The following is a 19185-nucleotide window of genomic DNA, read 5'->3' as shown; positions in this document are numbered from 1 at the left end:
TTGCTGGGTGCAGCGTTGATTGCGTTCTGATGCCGCGGCGACTTGCGCCGCGGGTGTTATCCGACGTTGCCCGAGGGCGCTGCCTCGTGGACCAGCGCCGTGGCCTTGCCGTCGCCGTCATCGCTCGCCTTGCGCAGGAGCAGGAAGGCCATGAGCGCGGTGGCGAGCGACAGGAATACGCAGATCGAGGCGGTGAAGGCGAAGGACTGGGTGAAGACGTCACGTGCCGCCGTCAATAGACGCTCGGCTTCAGCCGACGGTAGATCGGCGGCGACGGCCACCGCGCCGCCGAGCGTCTGCCGGGCCGCGGCGATCGTCTCTTCCGGCAGGCCGGTTACCACCAGCCCGTCCATGCGGCCGCGATAGGCCGAGGTCAGCAGGCTGCCGAGCACGGCGATGCCGAGCGCGCCGCCGAATTCAAAGCTGGTTTCCGAGATCGCCGAGGCCGCACCCGCACGTTCCGGCGGTGCCGAGCCGACGATCATGTCTGTCGTCAGCGTCCCGATCGAGGCGAAGCCGAGGCAGAGGACGACGAGACCTGTCGTGACGAGCAGCGGGCTGCTCGATGTGCCGACCTGGGTGCAGATCGCGAAACCGACGGCCGCCAGCACGAAACCAGAGGCGATCAGATTGGAGGCGGCGACGCGTGTGGCAAGCACCGGCACCCCCATCGAGGCGACGATCATCGCGACGCCTGTCGGCACCGACCAGAGCCCGGCAACGAAAGGCGAAAGCCCGAGGACGAGCTGCAGATACTGCGCCACGAACAGGAACGCGCCGAAGCCTACGAACATGCCGAGGATGTTGACGCCGAGCGCCGCGCTGAAGGTGGGTGTCTTGAACAGCCTCAGATCGATCAAGGGATCGGCAAGCCGGAGCTGGCGCCGTGCAAACAGGATTGCAACGGCGATGCCGAGAAGGATGAAGAAGATCGCCGTCGTGTCGAGCCCGGCCTCGGCGATATGCTTCACGCCGTAGATTGCCGAAAGCACTGATATCAGCGACTGGGCAGCGCTGACCAGATCGATCCGGCCGGCCTCGGGATCGCGGAACTCGGGCAGCAGGATCGGCCCGAGGACCAGGATGAGCGCCATCACGGGCACAGCGAGCAGGAAGACCGAGCCCCACCAGAACTGCGACAGCATGAGGCCGCCGACGACCGGGCCGATGGCGCCGCCGGCCGAGAAGCTGGCAAGCCAGACGCCGATCGCGAAGGTGCGCTGCCTGTCGTCGAGGAACATGTTGCGGATCAGCGAGAGAGTGGAGGGCGCAAGGGTTGCGGCCGCGACGCCGAGCACGGCACGTGCGAGGATCAAGGTTTCGGCGTTCCAGGCAAATGCGGCGAAGATCGAGGCGAGGCCGAAGGCGATCGAACCGATCATCAGCAGCCGCCGGCGGCCGATGCGGTCGCCGAGCGTTCCCATTGTTATCAGTGAACCGGCGACCATGAAGCCGTAGATGTCGATGATCCAGAGAAGCTGGGCGGCGGAGGGCTTCAGCTCCTCGGTCAGCTGCGGGACCGCGAGGTTCAGCACGGTCAGGTCCATGGAATAGAGCATGCAGGGCAGGGCCAGCACGGCGAGCCCGATCCATTCGCGCCGGCTCGCCCTAGGGGCGGGCGTAGCAGCGCTTTGCAGGTTTGCGATCTCAGACATGTTCGACGTAATCCTTGAGCCGCTCGAGGCACTCGCCCCAGCCTTCCTGGTGCGAGTCGCGCTCCTCGACGGTCTCGAATGGTGTTTGCTGGAAGGTCAGCCGTGTCCGGCCGCCGATATCGGCAAAGGAAACCGTGACCAGCGTGTCGGCGCCGGGCTCGCCGTCTTCATCCCAGGCGAAGGTGAAGACGAGCTTTTCGGGCTCGCGCACTTCGCGATAGACGCCGCTCATCCAGTAGTCCTGGCCTTCGGGCGAGCGGATGCAGGCGCGCCAAGCGCCGCCCGGACGGAAGTCCATGGTCACCGAATGCGGCGTGAAATCCCGCGGTCCCCACCAGCGCAGCATGTGCTCGGGCGTCGACCAGACCTTGAAGACGAGGCTCACCGGCGCTTCGAAGTCGCGCACGATTTCCAGTTCGATATCCTTGCGCGTTGCGTTCGCGGTCGCCGCTGTCATGAAGCCTCCTCGCTCGGCGCCCCAACGCGCCCAGTCTTTAACCGTAGAGTTATTTAACTTGTCGGTTAATATCTGCGTGCGGAGGCGCTTGTCAAGGCAGGCTCAAGCGGTGATCTGATTTATGTCAATTTGGCGGGGGGGGGGGACAGGTAGCGCGGCGGCGTCCTTGCCGTCCCTCGCATTTCACGATGATGCGGGCAGGCACCGCGTCTTCAGCCGGGCGAGCACCCGGCCGAAGGCGCCGGGGTCGTCAAGGCTGCGGGCGAGGATCAATGCCCCCTGAATACCGCCGACGATTTCCTCGGCGAGCGCGTTGCATTCCGCCTTTGGCGTGCCGGCGCGTTCAAGCGTCGCAGCGAGATCGGCGCGCCAGTCGGAGAAGTAACCGTTGAGTTCGCGGGCGAAACGGTCGTGGGCGCCGCTTGCGGCGATCACCCCCATCAGGCAGAGTCTGCGGCCCTGGCGGAAATAGCTGTCGACGCCGGCAAACATCGTCTCTAACGCTTGCTCAGAATTTTCCGTGTTGCGCAGCGCGTCGAAGATGTGCGTGCGGAACCACGCGGCGATATCGCCGAGCACGGCCTCGGCCATCTCCTCCTTACCGCCGGGGAAGAAATGGTAGAGGCTGCCTTTGCCAAGGCCGGTCTTTTCGGTGATCAGGCTGAGGCTGGTGCCGTCATAGCCATGCTCGCGGAAGATTTCCGCCAGCGTGGCGATGACGTCCTGACGTTCGGCGACGATGCGGCTCATGCCGGTTTCCTCACAAGCGGATACTCGACCCGGGCAAAACGGTGGAACAGCGCGCCGACGGCGACGAGGATGAGCGAACCGGTCAGCACCGGGAAGAGCAGGAACTCGAAACCGGGATCGGCGGCAAAGACGACGAGCGGATTGGCGCCCGCCGGCGGATGGGTGATGCGCAGCGCCGCCATCAGCGCGATCGCTGCACCGACGGCGATCGCCACCGCCCACCATTCGTTGGGGAAAAAGGCTCTCAGGATCAGGCCGACGAGCGTGGCGACGACATGGCCGCCGACGACATTGGCCGGCTGCGACAATGGGCTTGATGCGACCGAGAAGATCAGCACGCAGCTGGCGCCGAAGGGCGCCATCAGCATGGGATGGCCGACAAGATTGGTGAGCGCGCCTACGGCGGCAATGGCGACAAGGCCACCGATGCCGGCGATGAGGCCGCGGTTGATATGAACGGGAGGCTGGTGACGCGAAAAGAAGTGGCGCATTTGTGTACCAATCGGTCAAGTGTTTACCGATTGGTACAACTCCTTACCGATGAAGTCAAGAGAGTGCTGCCGGACCGGGTGTGGCGGCGGCCAACGGCCCGCCCGGTCCTGGCGCGCACCTCACATGAAATCGCGAGGGATGCGCTTCTTGAAGTGCTTCTCGAAGATCTGCTTGTCACCCTCATAGGCGACGACTTCAGCCTCGGTGATCCACTCGCTTTCGGTGCAGTGGAGCGTCGAGGTCGACACCGTGCGCACCGACCAGCCGTCGCGCTTGGCGACACAGGTCCAGGTCGAGGTTCCGATCATCGAGAGCGGATCGTCGGGCGCGATCGACCAGGTTTCGTCGCGGATGTCCTGGGTGGCAAGGCCGGTCTCAGGATGTTCGGAGAGGCCGGTGTCCTCGTAGATCCGGTAGTGGGTCATGCCATGGGTCATGTCGCGCTCGACGGTGCGGCTCGATGTACCGCGTGTCAGTTCGCGGTATTTCGGCAGCGGATCGGGGTTTTCCGGCGCGGGCACGGCGATTTCGCGGTGAGCGCCAAGCAGCGGAAGCGCCAGCGACAGGCTTGATGTGTCGATCGTGAGGCCCGGCTCCGTGGGTGATGGCAGGATCAGCGGCCAGTAGGAGGTGGAGAGCGACACGCGAATGCGGTTGCCCGCGCGGAAGCGATAGCCACAGGCGTCGAGCACGAGCGTCACCCGCGTCTTGCGACCCGGTTCCATTGGCCGCGGCTGGGCGTTGCCGTCGCGATGCGCAAGGTTCAGGACGCCGAAGGCGACGCGGGTCGCGGTGCCATCCGGATGCACGTCGACGAGGCGGACGGCGAGATTGGCCGTTGCCGCCTGGCAGCTGACATCGACGGTCAGCGTCGGCTGGCCGAGATAGTCGGCGGCGGCGAGCAGTGGCGCCGTCTCGAACACAAGCGAGCCTGCATCGTCGAGGCGCTGATCACCGGCCATTTCGGCGTCGGGCTTCAGGGTGAAATACTCGCCGGCTGCCGTTCCGGTATCGAGCGGCGATTTCAAGTAGATCTCGCCGATGCCGGTGCCGCCGGCCGAAGGCGTCAGCCGCGCGTCATGGGAAACGCCGAAAAGCTGCATCTCCGGCGATGCCCACGCGTCCTTCGCCACCCAGCGGCCGGGATCGCTGTCGCGCCGGAGCGACGGGCGCGGGCCATCGAGAATGTAGGCGCGCACCTGCGGCCCGTCTTCGGCGCCGTTCTTCTCGTCGCGCAGCCAGCGGTTCCACCAGCGGATCGCCTCGCCATGAAAATCGGCGCGCGGCTTCGGGAAGGCGAAATGCGGGTACTTGTGCACCCAGGGGCCGATCAGGGCCTTCGCCTTGTCGCCGAGACCTTCGACGGCCTTCAAGGGCGTGTTGCGGTAACCGTCGGCCCAGCCGGCGATGACGAGTGCCGGCACCTCGACGCTTCCGAAATCCTCCGCGATCGAGCCGTGCTGCCAGAAGGCGTCGCGGCGCTGGTGCTTCAGCCATTCCTCCATGAAATAGGGCTCGTTCTCCAGCCGCTCCATCCACATTTCCTTCCAGCGGTCGCCGACGATTGCGGGGTCGGGCGAGCGCGACTGGTAGCCGAGCATGGTCGCCGCCCAGGAAAGCTGGGCGGAAAGGTGGCAGCCATTCTTGTAGTGGATGTCGTCGTTGTAGCGGTCGACTGTCGAGGCGATGGAGATGACGGCTTTCAGCGCCGGCGGCTTCAGGGCTGCGACCTGCAGGCAGTTGAAGCCGCCCCAGGAGATGCCCATCATGCCGACCTTGCCGTTGGACCAGGGCTGCGCCGCGATCCATTCGATGATTTCGCACCCGTCCGAAAGTTCGCGCGGCGTGTACTCACCATCGATGACGCCATCGCTTTCGCCGGAGCCTCTGATGTCAACGCGCACGCCGGCAATGCCGGCGGCGGCAAAGACGGGATAGGTGGATTCGTCACGCAGGCTCGTACCGCCCTGCTTGCGGTAGGGCAGGTATTCGAGCACGGCCGGAACCGGCGCGGCTCCCGCGCCGGTGGGCATCCAGATGCGGGCGGCAAGCCGGGTACCGTCCTTCAGCCGGATCCATTCGTTTTCGATCACAGTGAATTCACGTTCTGACATGTCGTTCTAACTATCTCTTTGTTCTCTCGGGCAATTCGGGACGCGAAACAGTGTCCCGCTTTCGCTGGAATTGCTCCATCGCTTTTCGCAATTCCGGACGCGAAGCCGCGTTGCACTTTCGCTGGAATTGCTTAGCTGTCGAACCAGACACGGCTTGCGACATAGCCGTTGGAAAGGTCGTTGCCGATGTCGTCGACGAAGCCCTTGAGCGAGGCCGAAGCGGCGTTCACGTAGTCGTTGAAGACCGGCAGGATCAGGCCGCCTTCGTCGCGCACCGTCAACGCCATGCTGTGGTACATCTCCTTGCGCTTGGCATCGTCAAGCTCGGAGCGGGCCTGGAGCAGCAGCTTGTCGAAATCCTCGCGCTTGAAGCGCGTGTCGTTCCATTCGGCGGTCGAAAGGTAGGAGGTCGAGTAGCGCGAATCCTGCGTCGGCCGACCGCCCCAGTAGGAAGCGCAGAAGGGCTGCACGTTCCAGACATTGGTCCAGTAGCCATCCTCCGGCTCGCGCCGCACTTCCAGCTCGATGCCGGCCTTCCTGGCGCTTTCCTGGAAGAGCACGGCAGCGTCCGCCGCACCCGGGAAGGCGGCGTCGGAGGTGCGCAAGAGGATCGGCCGGTCGTGGCCGGACTTCTTGAAGTGGAAGGCGGCCTTGTCCGGATCATAGGCCCGCTGCTCGATGCCCTCAGGCGCCAGCGCGTAGTTGCCGTTGACGGGATAGTCGTTGCCGAGCGTGCCGAAACCGCCGAGCACCCGGTCGAGGATCGCCTGGCGGTCGACCGCATATTTCAGCGCCAGCCGGAGGTCGTTGTTGTCGAAGGGCGCGGTGTCGCAATGCATCAGGAAGCTGTAGAAGCCCTTGCCGGCGGTCCGGAGGATCTCGACGCGCGGCGCGCGCTTCAAAAGCGGCACGGTCTTCGGGTCGATGTTGTTGATGAAGTGGACCTGGCCGGACGAGAGTGCTGCGATCCGCGCCGTCGTGTCGTTCATCACGATGATCTCGACCGAGTCGACGAAACCGCGGTCGGAGCGCCAGTCAGCGGCGTTCTTCTCGAAAGTGGCGCGCAGGCCCGCCTCGTAGCTTGCAAGCTTGTAGGGGCCGGTGCCGATGGGCGAGGCCGGGTTGTCGACACCGCCGCGCGGCTGGATGATCAGGTGATAATCGGTCAGAAGCAGCGGCAGGTCGGCATTGCCTTCGGTCAAGGTCAGCACCAGCGCGCCGCCCTTTTCCTCGATCGTCTTGATCGACCGCATCAGCCCGAGCGCGCCGGACTTGGAGCCTTCGTCGGCATGGCGCTTCAAGGTCGCAACGACATCGGCGACCGTCAGCTTGCTGCCGTCATGGAAACTGACGTCGCTGCGGATCTTGAAGGTCCACTGCGACGCATCGGCCGAAGGCTCCCAGGATTCGGCAAGGGCCGGCAGCGGCGCGCCGGTCTTCGGGTCGGATTCGACCAGCGTATCGCCCCAGAGGTGACCGATGACGAAGGAAACGGAACCGCTATAGGCGGCGGGGTCGAGCGAATCGGTGGTGGCACCGCCCTTGAGACCGAGCTTCAGATGGCCGCCGCGCTTCGGCTCCTGGGCCTGCGCGTCCTTGGCGGTCAGCGTGCCGCCAAGGCCGGCCGCGAGTCCGAGCGCTGCGGTACCCGCCAGGAAGCCGCGCCGGCTGATGCCGGCGGGGACGAGAAGGCCGTCGGGTCGCTTCGTGAAGTCGGTCATTTCCAGGTTCCCTTTGGTGAGATGTTTATCGGGAAAACCTAACGGCTGCAGGAACGTGCACAATTTCGCGACTTGACGCTTTTTTGCGCGCTTTTACGCTATCCTTTCGCCGCCGGCCTCTACCAAGGCAGCTGGCGCCAAGGTGAGGGCGGGTAGCGCAGTGCAGGACATCGACATCTTCTCGGCCAATCTGCGGTTTGCCTGCGCGACGCGGCGGTCGATCTCGCAGATCTGCCGCGAGATCGGCATCAACCGGCAGCAGTTCAATCGCTACATCGGTGGCGAAGCGCGGCCGTCACCGCACAATGTGGCGCGCATCGCCCGCTTCTTCGGACTGGCGGCCGAGGACTTCGCGCTGCCGGCAAAACAGTTCGAGGCGCGCATGACGCGACCGGACCGCGATCGCTCGGATGCCAGTCTGCTGCTCGAAGGCTTTCCCGGCGACATCGCGGGCTTGAGGCGCCATATCGGCTACTATCAGACCTACCATGTTTCGCTCTCCTGGCCGGGGCTGGTTGTGTGCTCCTGCGCCCGGATCTACGAGGAGGCGGGCTCGATCCGGGTCAAATCGATCGAGCGCATCCGCGACCCGAAAAACGAGATCCAGCAGTTCTCGAAATATGTCGGCCTCATCACCTTCTGGCGAAACCGGATCTTCATCGCCGAACGCAGCATCGGGCGGGAGCCGATGCTGGCGCAGACGATCCTTCTACCCTTCGAAGTGCACCAGCGCGTCTATCTGCGCGGTACCACCATGGGGGTCTCCTGGCGCAAGGAGAACCTGCCTTATGCGTCTCGGATGATCTGGCGATCTCTTGGGGCTCAGCCGGATCTGCGCCAGATGCTCTCGCGCTGCGGCGTGCTTTCCTTCGGTTCGCGACACCTGCCGCAGACGGTCCGCGCCTTCCTCGATACGCCCGATGCCGAGCCTTTGACCGTGCTGACCGAATATTGAGGTGCGGGCGGGGCCGTGTGATAGCTTGTGCCGGCAAGGGACAATTGGAGGAGAGGGTCATGAAATCTGTCATCGCCGCCATCGCCTGCCTTTGGATCGCCTTGCCGGCTCCGTCGGCAATGGCCGAGGAGGCGCGGGCGCCGATCCCATCCTGCGCGCTTTCGGGTGCCTCCAGCGTGATGATCGGCGGCCAGCCGGCGCTCAGGCTCTCGGACGTCGCCAATTGCCCGCCGGAACTCTACGAGGTGGTGCCGAGCATCATGATCGAGGGCCAGCCGGTCGTGCATTTTCGCGCCGGCACCGGTGCCAAGGGCGATTGCTCGGCGAAGGCAGAACCTTCTGTGACTTTTGAAGGCGAAGCCGCCCAGCGCGTGGGCGACGTCGACTGCCGGCAGAAGTGAGATTGCGCCGTCAGTCGAGCATCGCCAGCCGGGCTCCTTCCTGAACGGCTTTGAGCGCCGGCGGGTTGGTGACCGGGTAACCGGCGATGAAGCGCTCGACGGAGAAGTCCGGGAACTCGGTGCGTAACCGTGATGCGGCGCTTGCCGCTTCTTCGGTCTCTCCGATACGGGCGTGTCCCATGGCCTGAAACATCAGCGTATTGGGCGATTCTTGTGAACTGCGTCCCAGCGCCGAAAGGCTCTCCGCATGACGGCCGATGACGAAGAGGACGCGACCGAGCATGCCGTAGTACCAGGGGGGAGCCAAGGGATTGAGGGACAGCGCCTTCTCGATCAGCGATATCGCTTCGTCCGGATCTCCGGCCACCAGAGCCTTGCTGCCGGCCAAGAGCGCCAGGGTATCGGCATTGTGCTTGCCGTGCTCGAACGCGTGCGCCTGGGCGTCGGCGGCACCTTTGAGGTCGCCGAGGCACGCCTTGAGATCGCCAAGGCAGGTATGGGCGAACGGGTTTGCCGGATCGAGGCGCAAGGCCTCCTCGATAGCCGATCGCCAGTTCCCGATGGTCGTATCAAAGTCGATGCCATAGCCGTTGCACGCCTGGACGGAGTAGGCATAGGCCAGTTCGGTCCAGGCCCTCACGCGTGCGGGGTCCAATTCGAGCGACCGCGTGAGGAGGTGGATTGCCGCAGCGTTTCCTTCCGCGCTGAACCGGTTGAGCTCTTCGACGCCGAGAAGATAGTAATCGTAGGAATGCAGGTTCGAGGGGGCCTTCTTGCGACTGGCATTGCGCCTGAGGGCGGCCAGCTTGCCGAAGCAGCCTGCCAGCGCGTTGACGACGCTCTCCGTCAAATCGTCCTGAAGCGCGAGTATGTCTCCGATCGGCCGGTCGTAGCGTTCGCTCCATAGCGTCATGCCGGAGCGCGTTTCCGAGAGCTGGATCGTCAGCCGCACCTGCCGGTCGTCGGCGCGAACTTGGCCGGTCACCGCATAGGTCGCGCCGATGGCCTGGACATGGTCGTCGTAGCTGTCCGAACGATTGCCGAGCAGTTTCATGGTGTGAAAGGCGACAACGGGCAGATCCGCGTAGCGCGCGAGATCGACGCAGATATCCGACGAAAGGCCGTCGGCAAACCGGCGCCAGCGCTGCTCTTCGTTCAGGCTTTCGATCGGGAACAGGGCGAGGACCGGTGGCCCTTGCTCTGCCGGTGCCGCGGTCGTTAACTCCCTTGGTCCGGCTATCTCTGACGCCAGCGCGATCTTGTTGCGAACGCCAAGCTTGCCATAGATCGTCGCGAGATGGCTGCGCACGGTCGATGGCGCGATGCAGAGCGCTTCGCCGATCTGGCGGTAGGTCAGGCCGGCAGCAAAGCGTTCGGCGACTGCACGCTCGCGATCCGACAGGATCGCAGGCACAAAGCGACGCCTCAGGATGCGGGTCATACCTGCCTCCTTGTCGTTTCACCGGTTCGGTTCTGCTGCGGCTCCAGCAAAATACTACAAATGCTGGAAGCAAAACACTGCACATGTGCGATTGCCGCATAGTCCTATGAGGCTAGAGTTTGCGCTGAACATCACGCGGGAGGACGACCATGAGCAAGCTTCTGTCAGGCATGTCCGACTTCTACCACTCCGTATCCGAGGACGTAGAGCAGACGTCCGAGCCCGGCGATGGCCGCATCACCAAGTGGTTTCACCCGAAGCGTCTCTTTGCCATGTGGGACGATCGTCAGCACTACCGCGATCAGCTTGCCCATATGGCGGCCGATTCGCCGGAGTTGATCGATGATATCGGCCTGACCGAAAAGCAGGTCGATAGCGAGGTCAAGAAGCATTTCTGGGAGCATTGACGCGAGCTCACGCGAACCGTGACTGCGCCGTCGCGTCGTGACACGGCGGATCCCGGAAACCGAGTATTGGGGGCAGGGAAGCCGATCGCCTATGTGCAGCCGGCTTCCCTTCAGATTGCGTCCCACAACAGGCAACGCGCATTTTCCGCGATGGCCCTAGAGCAATTCACTGTTTCATTGAAACAGCGAATTGCTCCAACTGTTTGAAATTGCGCAATTCCGGACGGAAAACCGTTTCACACTTTTCCTGGAATTGCCTTAGTTTCCGGCGCTTTCCATCCTTCGCGTCTTCAGCACGCGCTCCAGCCAGCCGATCTCCATTTCCGGAACCGATTTCAAAAGCAGGTCGGTATAGTCGTCGAAGGGTGGCGACAGCACCTTCGATTTCGGCCCGAAGCGCACGAGGCGGCCGCGATGCATGACCGCGACGCTGTCGGCGATCGCCCGGACGATGGCGATGTCGTGGGTGATAAAGACATAGGAAACAGCGGTTTCCTCCTGAAGCTTCAAAAGCAGATTCAGGATGCCTTCGGCCACCAGCGGGTCGAGCGCCGAGGTCGGCTCGTCGCAGAGGATCAGCTCCGGCTTGGCAGCCAAGGCGCGTGCGATCGCCACGCGCTGTTTCTGCCCGCCGGACAGCTCGGCCGGATACCGATCGAGGAAGCGGCTGCCCATCTCGATCTGGTCCAAGAGTTCCTTGACCCGCTCCGACTTCTTCTGGCCGTGCATGCCGAAATAGAAGGAGAGCGGCCGGCCGACGATGTCGCGCACCGTCTGGCGCGGGTTCATCGCCGTGTCGGCCATCTGGTAGATCATCTGGATGCGGCGAAGCTCGTCATTGCTGCGGCCCTTCAAGGCCCGCGGCAGTTCCTTGCCCTCGAAGCTGATGCGGCCCTCGGTCGGCGGCAGCAGCCCGGTGATGACCCGGGCGAGCGTCGATTTGCCCGAGCCGCTTTCGCCGACGATCGCCAGCGTCTGGCCCTTCGGCAGATGCATCGAGACGTCGTGCAGCACCTTGAAGCCGTTGGCGTAGCCGGCGCTGATATGCTCGATCTTCAACTGCGCCCCGGTCTGATCAGGCGCCTCGTCGCGTTTGGTCTGGCGGACGCTGACGAGTGCGCGGGTGTAATCCTCCCGCGGTGCCTCGATCACCTGCTTGGTGGTGCCGTATTCCACGGTCTTGCCATGGCGCAGCACCATGATGTCGTCGGAGATCTGGGCGACAACCGCGAGATCATGGGTGATGTAGAGCGCTGCCGTATGCGTCTCTTCGATCGCATGCTTGATCGCGGCGAGCACGTCGATCTGGGTCGTCACGTCGAGCGCGGTCGTCGGCTCGTCGAAGACGATCAACTCCGGATTGGGGCAAAGCGCCATGGCGGTCATGGCGCGCTGGAGCTGGCCGCCGGAGACCTGGTGCGGATAGCGGTCGCCAAAGGTTTCCGGATTGGGGAGGCCCAGCACCCGGAACAGATAGAGCGCCCGCTTCTTCGCCTCCTCACGGTTCATGATGCCGTGGCGGAGCGACGCCTCGATTACCTGGTCACCAAGCCGGTGGGCCGGGTTGAAAGCGGCGGCCGCGGATTGCGCGACGTAGCAGACCCGGGCGCCGCGGATCGAGCGGATACCGTTCTTGTCGAGCGTCAGGATGTCCTTGCCATCGAGCAGGACCTGGCCGCCGGTGATGCGCACGCCGCCGCGGCCATAGGCGAGCGCCGAAAGCCCGATGGTCGACTTGCCGGCGCCAGATTCGCCGATGAGGCCGAGCACCTTGCCCTTCTCAACGTCGAAGGAGACGCCCTCGACGAGGGTCACGACCTTGGGCGGTTCGCCCGGCGGATAGCTGGTCGCTTCGATCTTGAGGTTCTTGACGGAAAGCATCTCAGGCATCGCCGCGTCCTCCCTTGAGGCTCGAGGTTCTTTTCATCAGCCAGTCGACCACGAGGTTGACGCAGATCGCCAGCGTGGCGATTGCCGCGCCCGGGATCAGGGCCGCCGAAATGCCGAAGATGATGCCATCCTTGTTGTCCTTGACCATGCCGCCCCAGTCGGCGGCCGGCGGCTGGATGCCGAGGCCGAGGAAGGAGAGGGTGGAGAGGAACAGGATCGAGAAGGCGAAGCGCAGGCCGAATTCGGCGAGCAGCGGCGACAGCGTGTTCGGCAGGATTTCGCGGAAGATGATCCAGAGCGAGCCTTCGCCGCGCAGCCTTGCGGCTTCGACGAATTCCATGACCGCGACATCGAGTGCCACGGCGCGGCCGATGCGGAAGACGCGGGTGGAATCGAGCACTGCCATGACCAGGATCAGGATCCACAGATGCTGCGGCAAGACGGCGAGAACGACGAGGGCGAAGATCAGCGTCGGGATCGCCATCATCAGGTCGTTGAAGCGGGAGAAGAACTGGTCGGTGAAGCCGCCGACGACGGCCGCCGTGAAGCTTAAGAACATGCCCAGCGAGAAGGAGAGCACGGTTGCCGCCAGCGCCACGAAGATGGTGGTGCGGGCGCCATAGACCAGACGCGACAGCAGATCGCGGCCGAGATTGTCGGTGCCGAGCAGGAAGTCGCCGCCGGCCGGAAGCCAGATGTCGCCGACGACGTCGCGTTCGCCGAAGGGGGCGATGACGGGCGCGAAGACGGCACAGAAGATCGCAAGGGTGATGCCGGCGATGCCGACCCAGGCGCTGAAGGGAATGGATCTCAGGTTCATCGCGGATGCCTCAGTCTCGGGTTGGCGATGATTGCGAGAATGTCGGCCGCCATGTTGAGGAAGATGTAGAAGGCGGCAAAGATCAGGCCACAGGCCTGGACGACCGGCATGTCGCGCACGGTCACCGCATCCACCATGTATTGCCCCATGCCGGGATAGACGAAGACCACCTCGACCACGACGACGCCGACGACGAGATAGGCGAGGTTGAGGGCGATGACGTTGATGACGGGTGCCACCGCATTGGGAGCCGCATGGCGCGCGATGATGCGGAACATGCTGAGGCCCTTCAGCTCCGCTGTCTCGACATAGGCCGAAGACATCACGTTGAGGATGGCCGCACGGGTCATGCGCATCATATGGGCGAGCACGACGAGAACCAGCGTCGCGACCGGAAGTGCTATCGCCGAGAGACGTTCAGTGAAGCTCATGCTGTCATAGACGGTCGCGGGGAAGGTCGCGATGCCATATTTGACGGCGAAGAACATGATCAGGAGATAGCCGACGAAGAACTCGGGCAGCGAGATGGCTGCGAGCGACACGACGTTGATGATCTTGTCCGGCAGCCTGTTGCGGAACTGAACCGCCAGCATGCCGAGGCCGACGGCGAGCGGCACGGAAACGAGCGCTGCGAAGAAGGCGAGAAACAGCGAATTGCCGAGGCGCTTGCCGATCTGCTCGCCGACCGAATTCTTGCTGGCCCAGGAGGTGCCGAAATCGCCTTTGACGGCACCGCCGAGCCAGGACAGGTAGCGTTCGGTCCAGGGCTTGTCGAGGCCGAGATCCTTGCGGATGTTTTCAACCGCCTGCGGCGTTGCGGACTGGCCGAGATAGGTGGTGGCGAAGTCGCCGGGAAGCGCCTCGATGCCGCCTGATATCATCAGCGACACGGCAAAGAGCAGGCCGACACTCAGGCCCAGGCGCTGCAGGATCAGCGCCGCGAGCGGGCGGCGGAAGGTGAAGCGGCGCCAGAAGGTGCCGCCGATTTCACCATCCGCAGGGTTGGGTTTTGCTGGTACTCCGGAAAGTTCGGCAGGGCGCGGATGGGTTCCATCCGCGCTCCCGTCCGTCGGAACCGGACCAGTGAGCGGTCCGCTTTCCATCATCATGCGTCCAGCCACACCCGGGTTGCGACATAGCCGTTCGACATGTCGTTGCCGATGTCATGCACGTAGCCCTTCACCTGCTTGCCGGCGGCATTCACGAAGTCGTTGAACATCGGCAGGATCAGGCCGCCTTCGTCACGCACCATCATCGCCATGGTCCGGTACATCTCCTTACGCTTCGCTTCGTCCAGCTCGGAGCGGGCCTCGAGCAGGATCTTGTCGAAATCGGCGCGCTGGAAGCGGGTATCGTTCCAGTCGGCGTTCGAGAGATAGGCGGTGGAATACATCTGGTCCTGGGTCGGGCGGCCGCCCCAGTAGGACGTCGAGAAGGGCTGGACGTTCCAGACGTTTGTCCAGTAGCCGTCGCCCGGTTCGCGCTTGACCTCGATTTCGATGCCGGCCTTCTTGGCGCTTTCCTGGTAGAGCACCGCCGCGTCGACCGCGCCTGGGAAGGCGACGTCGGAGGTGCGCAGCAGCACCGAGCCGCTATGGCCGGACTTCTTGTAGTGGAAGGCCGCCTTGTCCGGGTCATAGGCGCGCTGCTCGATGCCCTCAGGGAAGAGGGCATAGGTGTCGTTGATCGGGAAGTCGTTGCCGACCTTGCCATAGCCGCCGAGGATGCGCTCGACCATGGTTTCGCGATCCATCGCGTATTTCAGCGCCAGCCGCAGGTCGTTGTTGTCGAACGGCGCCGTGTTGCAATGCATGATGAACACGTAGTGGCCGCGGCCCGACGTGTTCAGGATCTCGACAGTGGGCGCCCTCTTCAACAGGTTGACCGTCTTCGGATCGACTCGGTTGATGAAGTGCACCTGGCCGGAGGAGAGGGCGGCGATGCGGGCCGTCGCATCGTTCATGGCGATCAGTTCGACGGAATCGACATAGCCACGATCCGTGCGCCAGTCGTCGGCATTCTTTTCGAAGGTGGCGCGAACGCCGGGTTCGAAGCTCGTCACCTTGTAGGGGCCGGTGCCGATCATCGCGTCGGGACTGTCGAGACCGCCGTTCGGCTGGATGATAAGGTGGTAGTCGGACAGCAGCAGCGGCAGGTCGGCATTGCCTTCCGTGAGTGTCAGCACGAGCTTGCCGCCGTCGGCCTTGATTTCCTTGATCGACTTCATCACGCCGAGTGCGCCCGATTCCGACTTGTCATCGGTGTGGCGCTGCAACGTCTTGATGACGTCGTCGAGCGTCAACTCCTTGCCGTCGTGGAACTTCACGCCCTTGCGGATGTTGAAGGTCCAGGTCGATGCGTCGGCCGAGGGCTCCCAGGATTCGGCAAGTGCCGGCACCGGTGCGCCTGTCGTCGGATGGCTTTCGACCAGCATGTCGCCCCAGTTGCGTCCGACGACGAACATGAATTGCGAAAGCGCCTTGGCCGGGTCCTTCGAGTCGGTGGCGGCGGCACCTTCGAGGCCGAGCTTCAGATGGCCGCCGCGCTTCGGCTCCTGCGCCGCCGCGCTGGTCGCAAACAGCGTGCCGGCCGTCGAGGCGAGAATGCCGGCAGCGGCTGCGCGGCCGAGAAACTCGCGCCGGTTCATCTTGCCGAGCATGACCTGTTGTGTGAGGTAATCCTTGTAATCGCTCATTCCCCTGTTCCCTTCTTTGTCGGCATTCGCCGTTCGTTGTGGTTGTTAGAGATTGCTGCGTACAGCCATTGTATCGATGGCATTTCGGATCGGCCCGGGCGGCCGCTTCTTGTTTCGTCGGGTTTCGTTCTCCTTTCGTCGACCGGGCGCATTAGCTTCAGATCGATAAGCGTAGTCGCTGGAACCGATCTTGTAACGCCCTAAATTACAATTTATTTCCATAAGTTTGGCTTATGGACGCGTGGTTTATGGCGCGCGGCTTTGCCCGCGCGTCTCGTCACGTCTCAATGCCGGTCGCCCGGCTCGGTTCCCTGCGCCACCAAGGATGGCGGGGTCTGTCAGCGGCCCTTCCAGACGGGGTCGCGCTTCTCGGCGAAGGCGCGTGCGCCCTCCAGCTGGTCTTCGCTAGAATAGAGAATGTCGACCGTCTTGAACTGCCGTTGGGTGATCTTGTTCATGGTCGTCTGGAAGGCCTCGCCTTCGGCGGCGCGCACCACTTCCTTGATCGCGGCATAGACGAGCGGCGGTCCGCTTTCGAGCAGGCGGGCGAGTTCCCTGGCGCGCTCCATCAGCCTGTTTGCCGGCAGGATCTCGTTGACGAAGCCCCAGCGGTGGGCTTCCGCCACGTCGAGCCAGCGACCGGTCAGGAGCATGTCCATGGCGATGTGATAGGGGATGCGCTTCGGAAGCTTGATCGAGGCGGCGTCCGCAACTGTGCCGGAGCGGATTTCAGGTAGCGCGAAGGTCGCGTGTTCGGCGGCAAGGATCAGATCGGTCGACAGCGCGATTTCGAGACCGCCACCGCAGCAGATGCCGTTGATCGCCGCGATGATCGGCTTGTTGAGGTCGCGCAGCTCCTGCATGCCGCCGAAACCGCCGACGCCATAGTCGCCGTCGACCGCGTCGCCATCGGCGGCCGCCTTCAGGTCCCATCCCGGACAGAAGAATTTTTCACCGGCGCCGGTGATGATCGCGACGCGTAAGCTGTCGTCGTCGCGGAAATCACGGAAGATCTCGCCCATCACCCGGCTGGTCTTCAGGTCGATGGCATTGGCCTTCGGCCGGTCGATCGTGACTTCGAGAATGCCGCCTTCGCGGCGCGTGAGGATCGGTCCGGTCATCAGGGTCAGTTCCTCCGGCGGATGAGGGCGTCGGCGGCAACGGCACCCTGGCCGTTCGGCAACACCATCAAAGGATTGATATCGAGTTCTTCGAGCTTCGAGGCGTTTGAAACGACATAGGATGCCGCTGCGGCGACAGCCTCGACCAATGCCGCGAAATCGCCTGCCGGGCCGCCGCGATAGCCATCGATGAGCTTACGGATCTTCAGGCCGGCGATTGCCTCGTTTATCGCTTCCGGTGTCGTCGGCAGCGTCAGGATGGCGGAATCGTCGAGCAGTTCCACCAGGATGCCGCCGGCGCCGATCGTCAGTACCGGACCTGCCACGGGGTCGCGCATGGCGCCGATGATCAGTTCGGCGACGGGTTTTGCCACCATCTTCTCGACCAGGTAACCCGAGGCGACGGCGGCCATTGCCTTTGCTGCGGCATAGACGTCATCGCGGTTTGCAAGGTTGAGCTTCACGGCGCCCGCTTCGGTCTTGTGGGCGACGCCCAGACCCTTGAGCACGACGGGGAAACCGAGGGCCTCGGCAGCGTTTGCGGCCTCTTCGGCGGTCGCCGCCGTTCTGCCTTCAGGCACCTTGAGGCCCGAAGCGGCAAGCTCCACCTTCGCCTCATGTTCGCTGAGCGTGATCGCCTCGCCAGCGGCGCTGCCGCTGCCGTCGAGCAGGCGGGGCGGGACCGGTTTCATCCAGGCGGCGCCGATGTCGGCGGCCGTCTCGATCGCGGCCAGCGCCTCCTCGATGCCGAAGAAGGGGACGACACCCGCCTTCATCAGGAAGAGCGCCGTCGCCTCCGGCATGTTCTCGCCAAGGCTCGCGACGATGCCGGCGCGGGCGCCGGTCGCCCGTGCCGCGTCGATCACCGCGTGGCAGGTCGTCTCCCAGTCGGTCGCGTCGCAGCGGTCAAGCCGCGGGAAATCGAGCACGAGGAGATTGATCGCATAGCCGCCCTTCATCATGGCGGTAAACGCGGTGGTCTGCTTCTCGCGGTTGCCCCAGACGAAGGTGTGGTAGTCGAGCGGGTTGGCGATCGTCACCATCTCGCCGAGCGCATCCTTGAGCGGTTTCTTCTGCTCTTCACGCAGTGCCCGGTAGTTCACCCGGTAGCGCTCGCCGGCGTCCGCCATCAGCGAGGCCTCGCCGCCGGAACAGCTCATCGAGGAGATGTCGTTGCTGTCGAGCGGGCCGGCCACATGCAGGAGCTTCAGCGTTTCGAGAAGCGCTGGCAGCGTATCGACGCGGCCGATGCCAAGGCGGGCAAGAAGCGCGGAGGAGACGCGGTCGTTGCCGGCAAGTGAAGCGGTGTGCGAGACGGTCGCAAGCTGCGCGGCCTCCGACTTGCCGACCTTGAGCGTCACGACCGGCTTGCCGAGTTCGCGCGCTCGCGTTGCCAGCCGTTCGAGGGCTGCCACGCTGTCGAAGCCTTCGATATGCAGGCCGACGGCAGTGACGCGCGGATCTTCGAGCACGGCGCAGGCGATGTCGGAAAGCCCCGTCTGCGCCTGGTTGCCGGCGGTCATGATATAGGCGAGCGGCAGGCCGCGCGTCTGCATCGAGATGTTGCAGGCGATGTTGGAGGACTGCGTCAGGATCGCAACGCCCTTTTCGACGCGCTGCATGCCGTGCTGGTCCGGCCAGAGCAGGGCGCCGTCGAGCATGTTGATGAAGCCGTAGCAATTCGGCCCGACGATCGGCATGGCGCCGGCAGCCGCGACCAGCGCCTCCTGCATGTCGTTGCCATCATCGAGTTCGCTAGCGGCCTCGCGAAAACCCGAGGCATAGCAGACGGCGCCGCCGGCCCCGCGCGCAGAGAGATCGCGGATGATGTCGATCGTCAGCTGCCGGTTGACGCCGACGAAGGAAGCATCCGGGGCGCCAGGCAGTTCCGCCACCGAGCGGTAGCACTTGCGGCCGAGGATTTCCGCCTCGCGCGGATGCACCGGCCAGATTTCGCCGGAAAAGCCCATCTTGTCGCATTGTTCGATGACGCGCCGGGCTTCCTTGCCGCCGAAGACGGCGATGGTGCGCGGGCGGATCAGGCGGTCGAGGGAGCGGGGGGCGGGGGTCATGCCGTCTTGCTCTCCCTCATTCCTGTGCTTGTCACAGGAATCCAGCCGGTTTGCGTCGGCAAGCCGATAGGAACTCTTTCCATCTCGAAGCGCATGCGCTTGTTGCTTTGGTCATGGGCGGCACGGACGTGCCGCTGCTGGATTCCTGTGACAAGCACAGGAATGAGGGAGGGAGAGAGGGTGGTCGTCATCCC

Annotated in this window: 17 protein-coding genes; 3 read left to right on the top strand and 14 right to left on the bottom strand. The window is 64.1% G+C overall.

Annotation, left to right across the window (positions count from 1 at the left end; genetic code table 11):
• Window positions 1-56 precede the first annotated feature (56 nt).
• The 6 genes from ACTJKE_RS26075 to ACTJKE_RS26050 all read right to left on the bottom strand — a co-directional run bounded on the left by ACTJKE_RS26075 (window position 57) and on the right by ACTJKE_RS26050 (window position 7189).
• Window positions 57-1655 carry an MFS transporter gene (locus ACTJKE_RS26075; protein WP_440692917.1) on the bottom strand — a complete coding sequence of 533 codons (1599 nt, stop codon included), beginning with the start codon at window positions 1653-1655 and terminating at the stop codon, window positions 57-59.
• On the bottom strand, window positions 1648-2112 hold the full coding sequence (locus tag ACTJKE_RS26070; protein WP_440692915.1) for an SRPBCC domain-containing protein: 465 nt from the start codon (window positions 2110-2112) through the stop codon (window positions 1648-1650). The genes ACTJKE_RS26075 and ACTJKE_RS26070 overlap by 8 nt, the downstream gene beginning before the upstream one ends.
• Window positions 2113-2295: 183 nt before the next feature.
• The gene (locus tag ACTJKE_RS26065) at window positions 2296-2862 is read right to left on the bottom strand and encodes a TetR/AcrR family transcriptional regulator (protein WP_113515170.1); all 567 of its coding nucleotides are present in this window, start codon (window positions 2860-2862) and stop codon (window positions 2296-2298) included.
• Window positions 2859-3353, bottom strand: a complete 495-nt coding sequence (locus ACTJKE_RS26060; protein ID WP_113515172.1) for an HPP family protein — start codon at window positions 3351-3353, stop codon at window positions 2859-2861. Before ACTJKE_RS26060 ends, ACTJKE_RS26065 begins: the two co-directional genes overlap by 4 nt.
• 120 nt (window positions 3354-3473) lie before the next feature.
• Window positions 3474-5468 carry a CocE/NonD family hydrolase gene (locus ACTJKE_RS26055; RefSeq protein ID WP_440692912.1) on the bottom strand — a complete coding sequence of 665 codons (1995 nt, stop codon included), beginning with the start codon at window positions 5466-5468 and terminating at the stop codon, window positions 3474-3476.
• 131 nt (window positions 5469-5599) lie between these two features.
• A complete protein-coding gene (locus ACTJKE_RS26050) occupies window positions 5600-7189 on the bottom strand; it encodes an ABC transporter substrate-binding protein (protein ID WP_440692910.1) in 1590 nt (529 codons plus the stop codon).
• A gap of 169 nt (window positions 7190-7358) precedes the next feature.
• Between ACTJKE_RS26050 and ACTJKE_RS26045 the strand changes: the two genes are divergently transcribed.
• Together ACTJKE_RS26045 and ACTJKE_RS26040 are read left to right on the top strand one after the other, a co-directional pair.
• On the top strand, window positions 7359-8144 hold the full coding sequence (locus ACTJKE_RS26045; protein WP_440692943.1) for a helix-turn-helix domain-containing protein: 786 nt from the start codon (window positions 7359-7361) through the stop codon (window positions 8142-8144).
• A 59-nt stretch (window positions 8145-8203) separates the two neighbouring features.
• Entirely contained in the window at window positions 8204-8545 is a 342-nt protein-coding gene (locus ACTJKE_RS26040; protein WP_440692908.1) for a hypothetical protein, read from the top strand.
• A 10-nt stretch (window positions 8546-8555) separates the two neighbouring features.
• Here the strand turns inward: ACTJKE_RS26040 and ACTJKE_RS26035 are convergent, their stop codons facing one another.
• The gene (locus ACTJKE_RS26035; protein ID WP_440692906.1) at window positions 8556-9986 is read right to left on the bottom strand and encodes a LuxR C-terminal-related transcriptional regulator; all 1431 of its coding nucleotides are present in this window, start codon (window positions 9984-9986) and stop codon (window positions 8556-8558) included.
• Between the two features lie 149 nt (window positions 9987-10135).
• Between ACTJKE_RS26035 and ACTJKE_RS26030 the strand changes: the two genes are divergently transcribed.
• Window positions 10136-10393, top strand: coding sequence for a DUF1127 domain-containing protein (locus ACTJKE_RS26030; RefSeq protein WP_058321814.1), 258 nt, complete (start codon window positions 10136-10138; stop codon window positions 10391-10393).
• 258 nt (window positions 10394-10651) lie between these two features.
• Here ACTJKE_RS26030 and ACTJKE_RS26025 read toward each other — a convergent pair whose 3' ends face one another.
• The 7 genes from ACTJKE_RS26025 to ACTJKE_RS25995 all read right to left on the bottom strand — a co-directional run bounded on the left by ACTJKE_RS26025 (window position 10652) and on the right by ACTJKE_RS25995 (window position 19182).
• Window positions 10652-12283, bottom strand: coding sequence for an ABC transporter ATP-binding protein (locus ACTJKE_RS26025; RefSeq protein ID WP_058321815.1), 1632 nt, complete (start codon window positions 12281-12283; stop codon window positions 10652-10654).
• Complete coding sequence (locus ACTJKE_RS26020) at window positions 12276-13103, bottom strand: ABC transporter permease (protein WP_058321816.1); 828 nt, start codon at window positions 13101-13103, stop codon at window positions 12276-12278. Before ACTJKE_RS26020 ends, ACTJKE_RS26025 begins: the two co-directional genes overlap by 8 nt.
• Window positions 13100-14209 carry an ABC transporter permease gene (locus ACTJKE_RS26015; protein WP_058321866.1) on the bottom strand — a complete coding sequence of 370 codons (1110 nt, stop codon included), beginning with the start codon at window positions 14207-14209 and terminating at the stop codon, window positions 13100-13102. Before ACTJKE_RS26015 ends, ACTJKE_RS26020 begins: the two co-directional genes overlap by 4 nt.
• Complete coding sequence (locus ACTJKE_RS26010; RefSeq protein ID WP_058326793.1) at window positions 14209-15798, bottom strand: ABC transporter substrate-binding protein; 1590 nt, start codon at window positions 15796-15798, stop codon at window positions 14209-14211. The genes ACTJKE_RS26015 and ACTJKE_RS26010 overlap by 1 nt, the downstream gene beginning before the upstream one ends.
• Before the next feature lie 338 nt (window positions 15799-16136).
• Window positions 16137-16919 (bottom strand): carnitinyl-CoA dehydratase, encoded by a 783-nt coding sequence (locus tag ACTJKE_RS26005; RefSeq protein ID WP_440692904.1) that lies wholly within the window; start codon window positions 16917-16919, stop codon window positions 16137-16139.
• A gap of 5 nt (window positions 16920-16924) precedes the next feature.
• Window positions 16925-18991: an acetate--CoA ligase family protein gene (locus tag ACTJKE_RS26000; RefSeq protein ID WP_093234411.1), complete on the bottom strand. Its 2067-nt coding sequence runs from the start codon at window positions 18989-18991 to the stop codon at window positions 16925-16927.
• Window positions 18988-19182 carry a hypothetical protein gene (locus ACTJKE_RS25995; protein ID WP_093234412.1) on the bottom strand — a complete coding sequence of 65 codons (195 nt, stop codon included), beginning with the start codon at window positions 19180-19182 and terminating at the stop codon, window positions 18988-18990. Before ACTJKE_RS25995 ends, ACTJKE_RS26000 begins: the two co-directional genes overlap by 4 nt.
• Window positions 19183-19185: the final 3 nt, after the last annotated feature.

It is taken from the genome of Ensifer sp. 22521, assembly GCF_052044795.1.
Taxonomy (GTDB): domain Bacteria; phylum Pseudomonadota; class Alphaproteobacteria; order Rhizobiales; family Rhizobiaceae; genus Ensifer.
The sequence above is the reverse complement of the archived record's forward strand: the minus strand, read 5'-3'. Positions and strand labels throughout refer to the sequence as shown.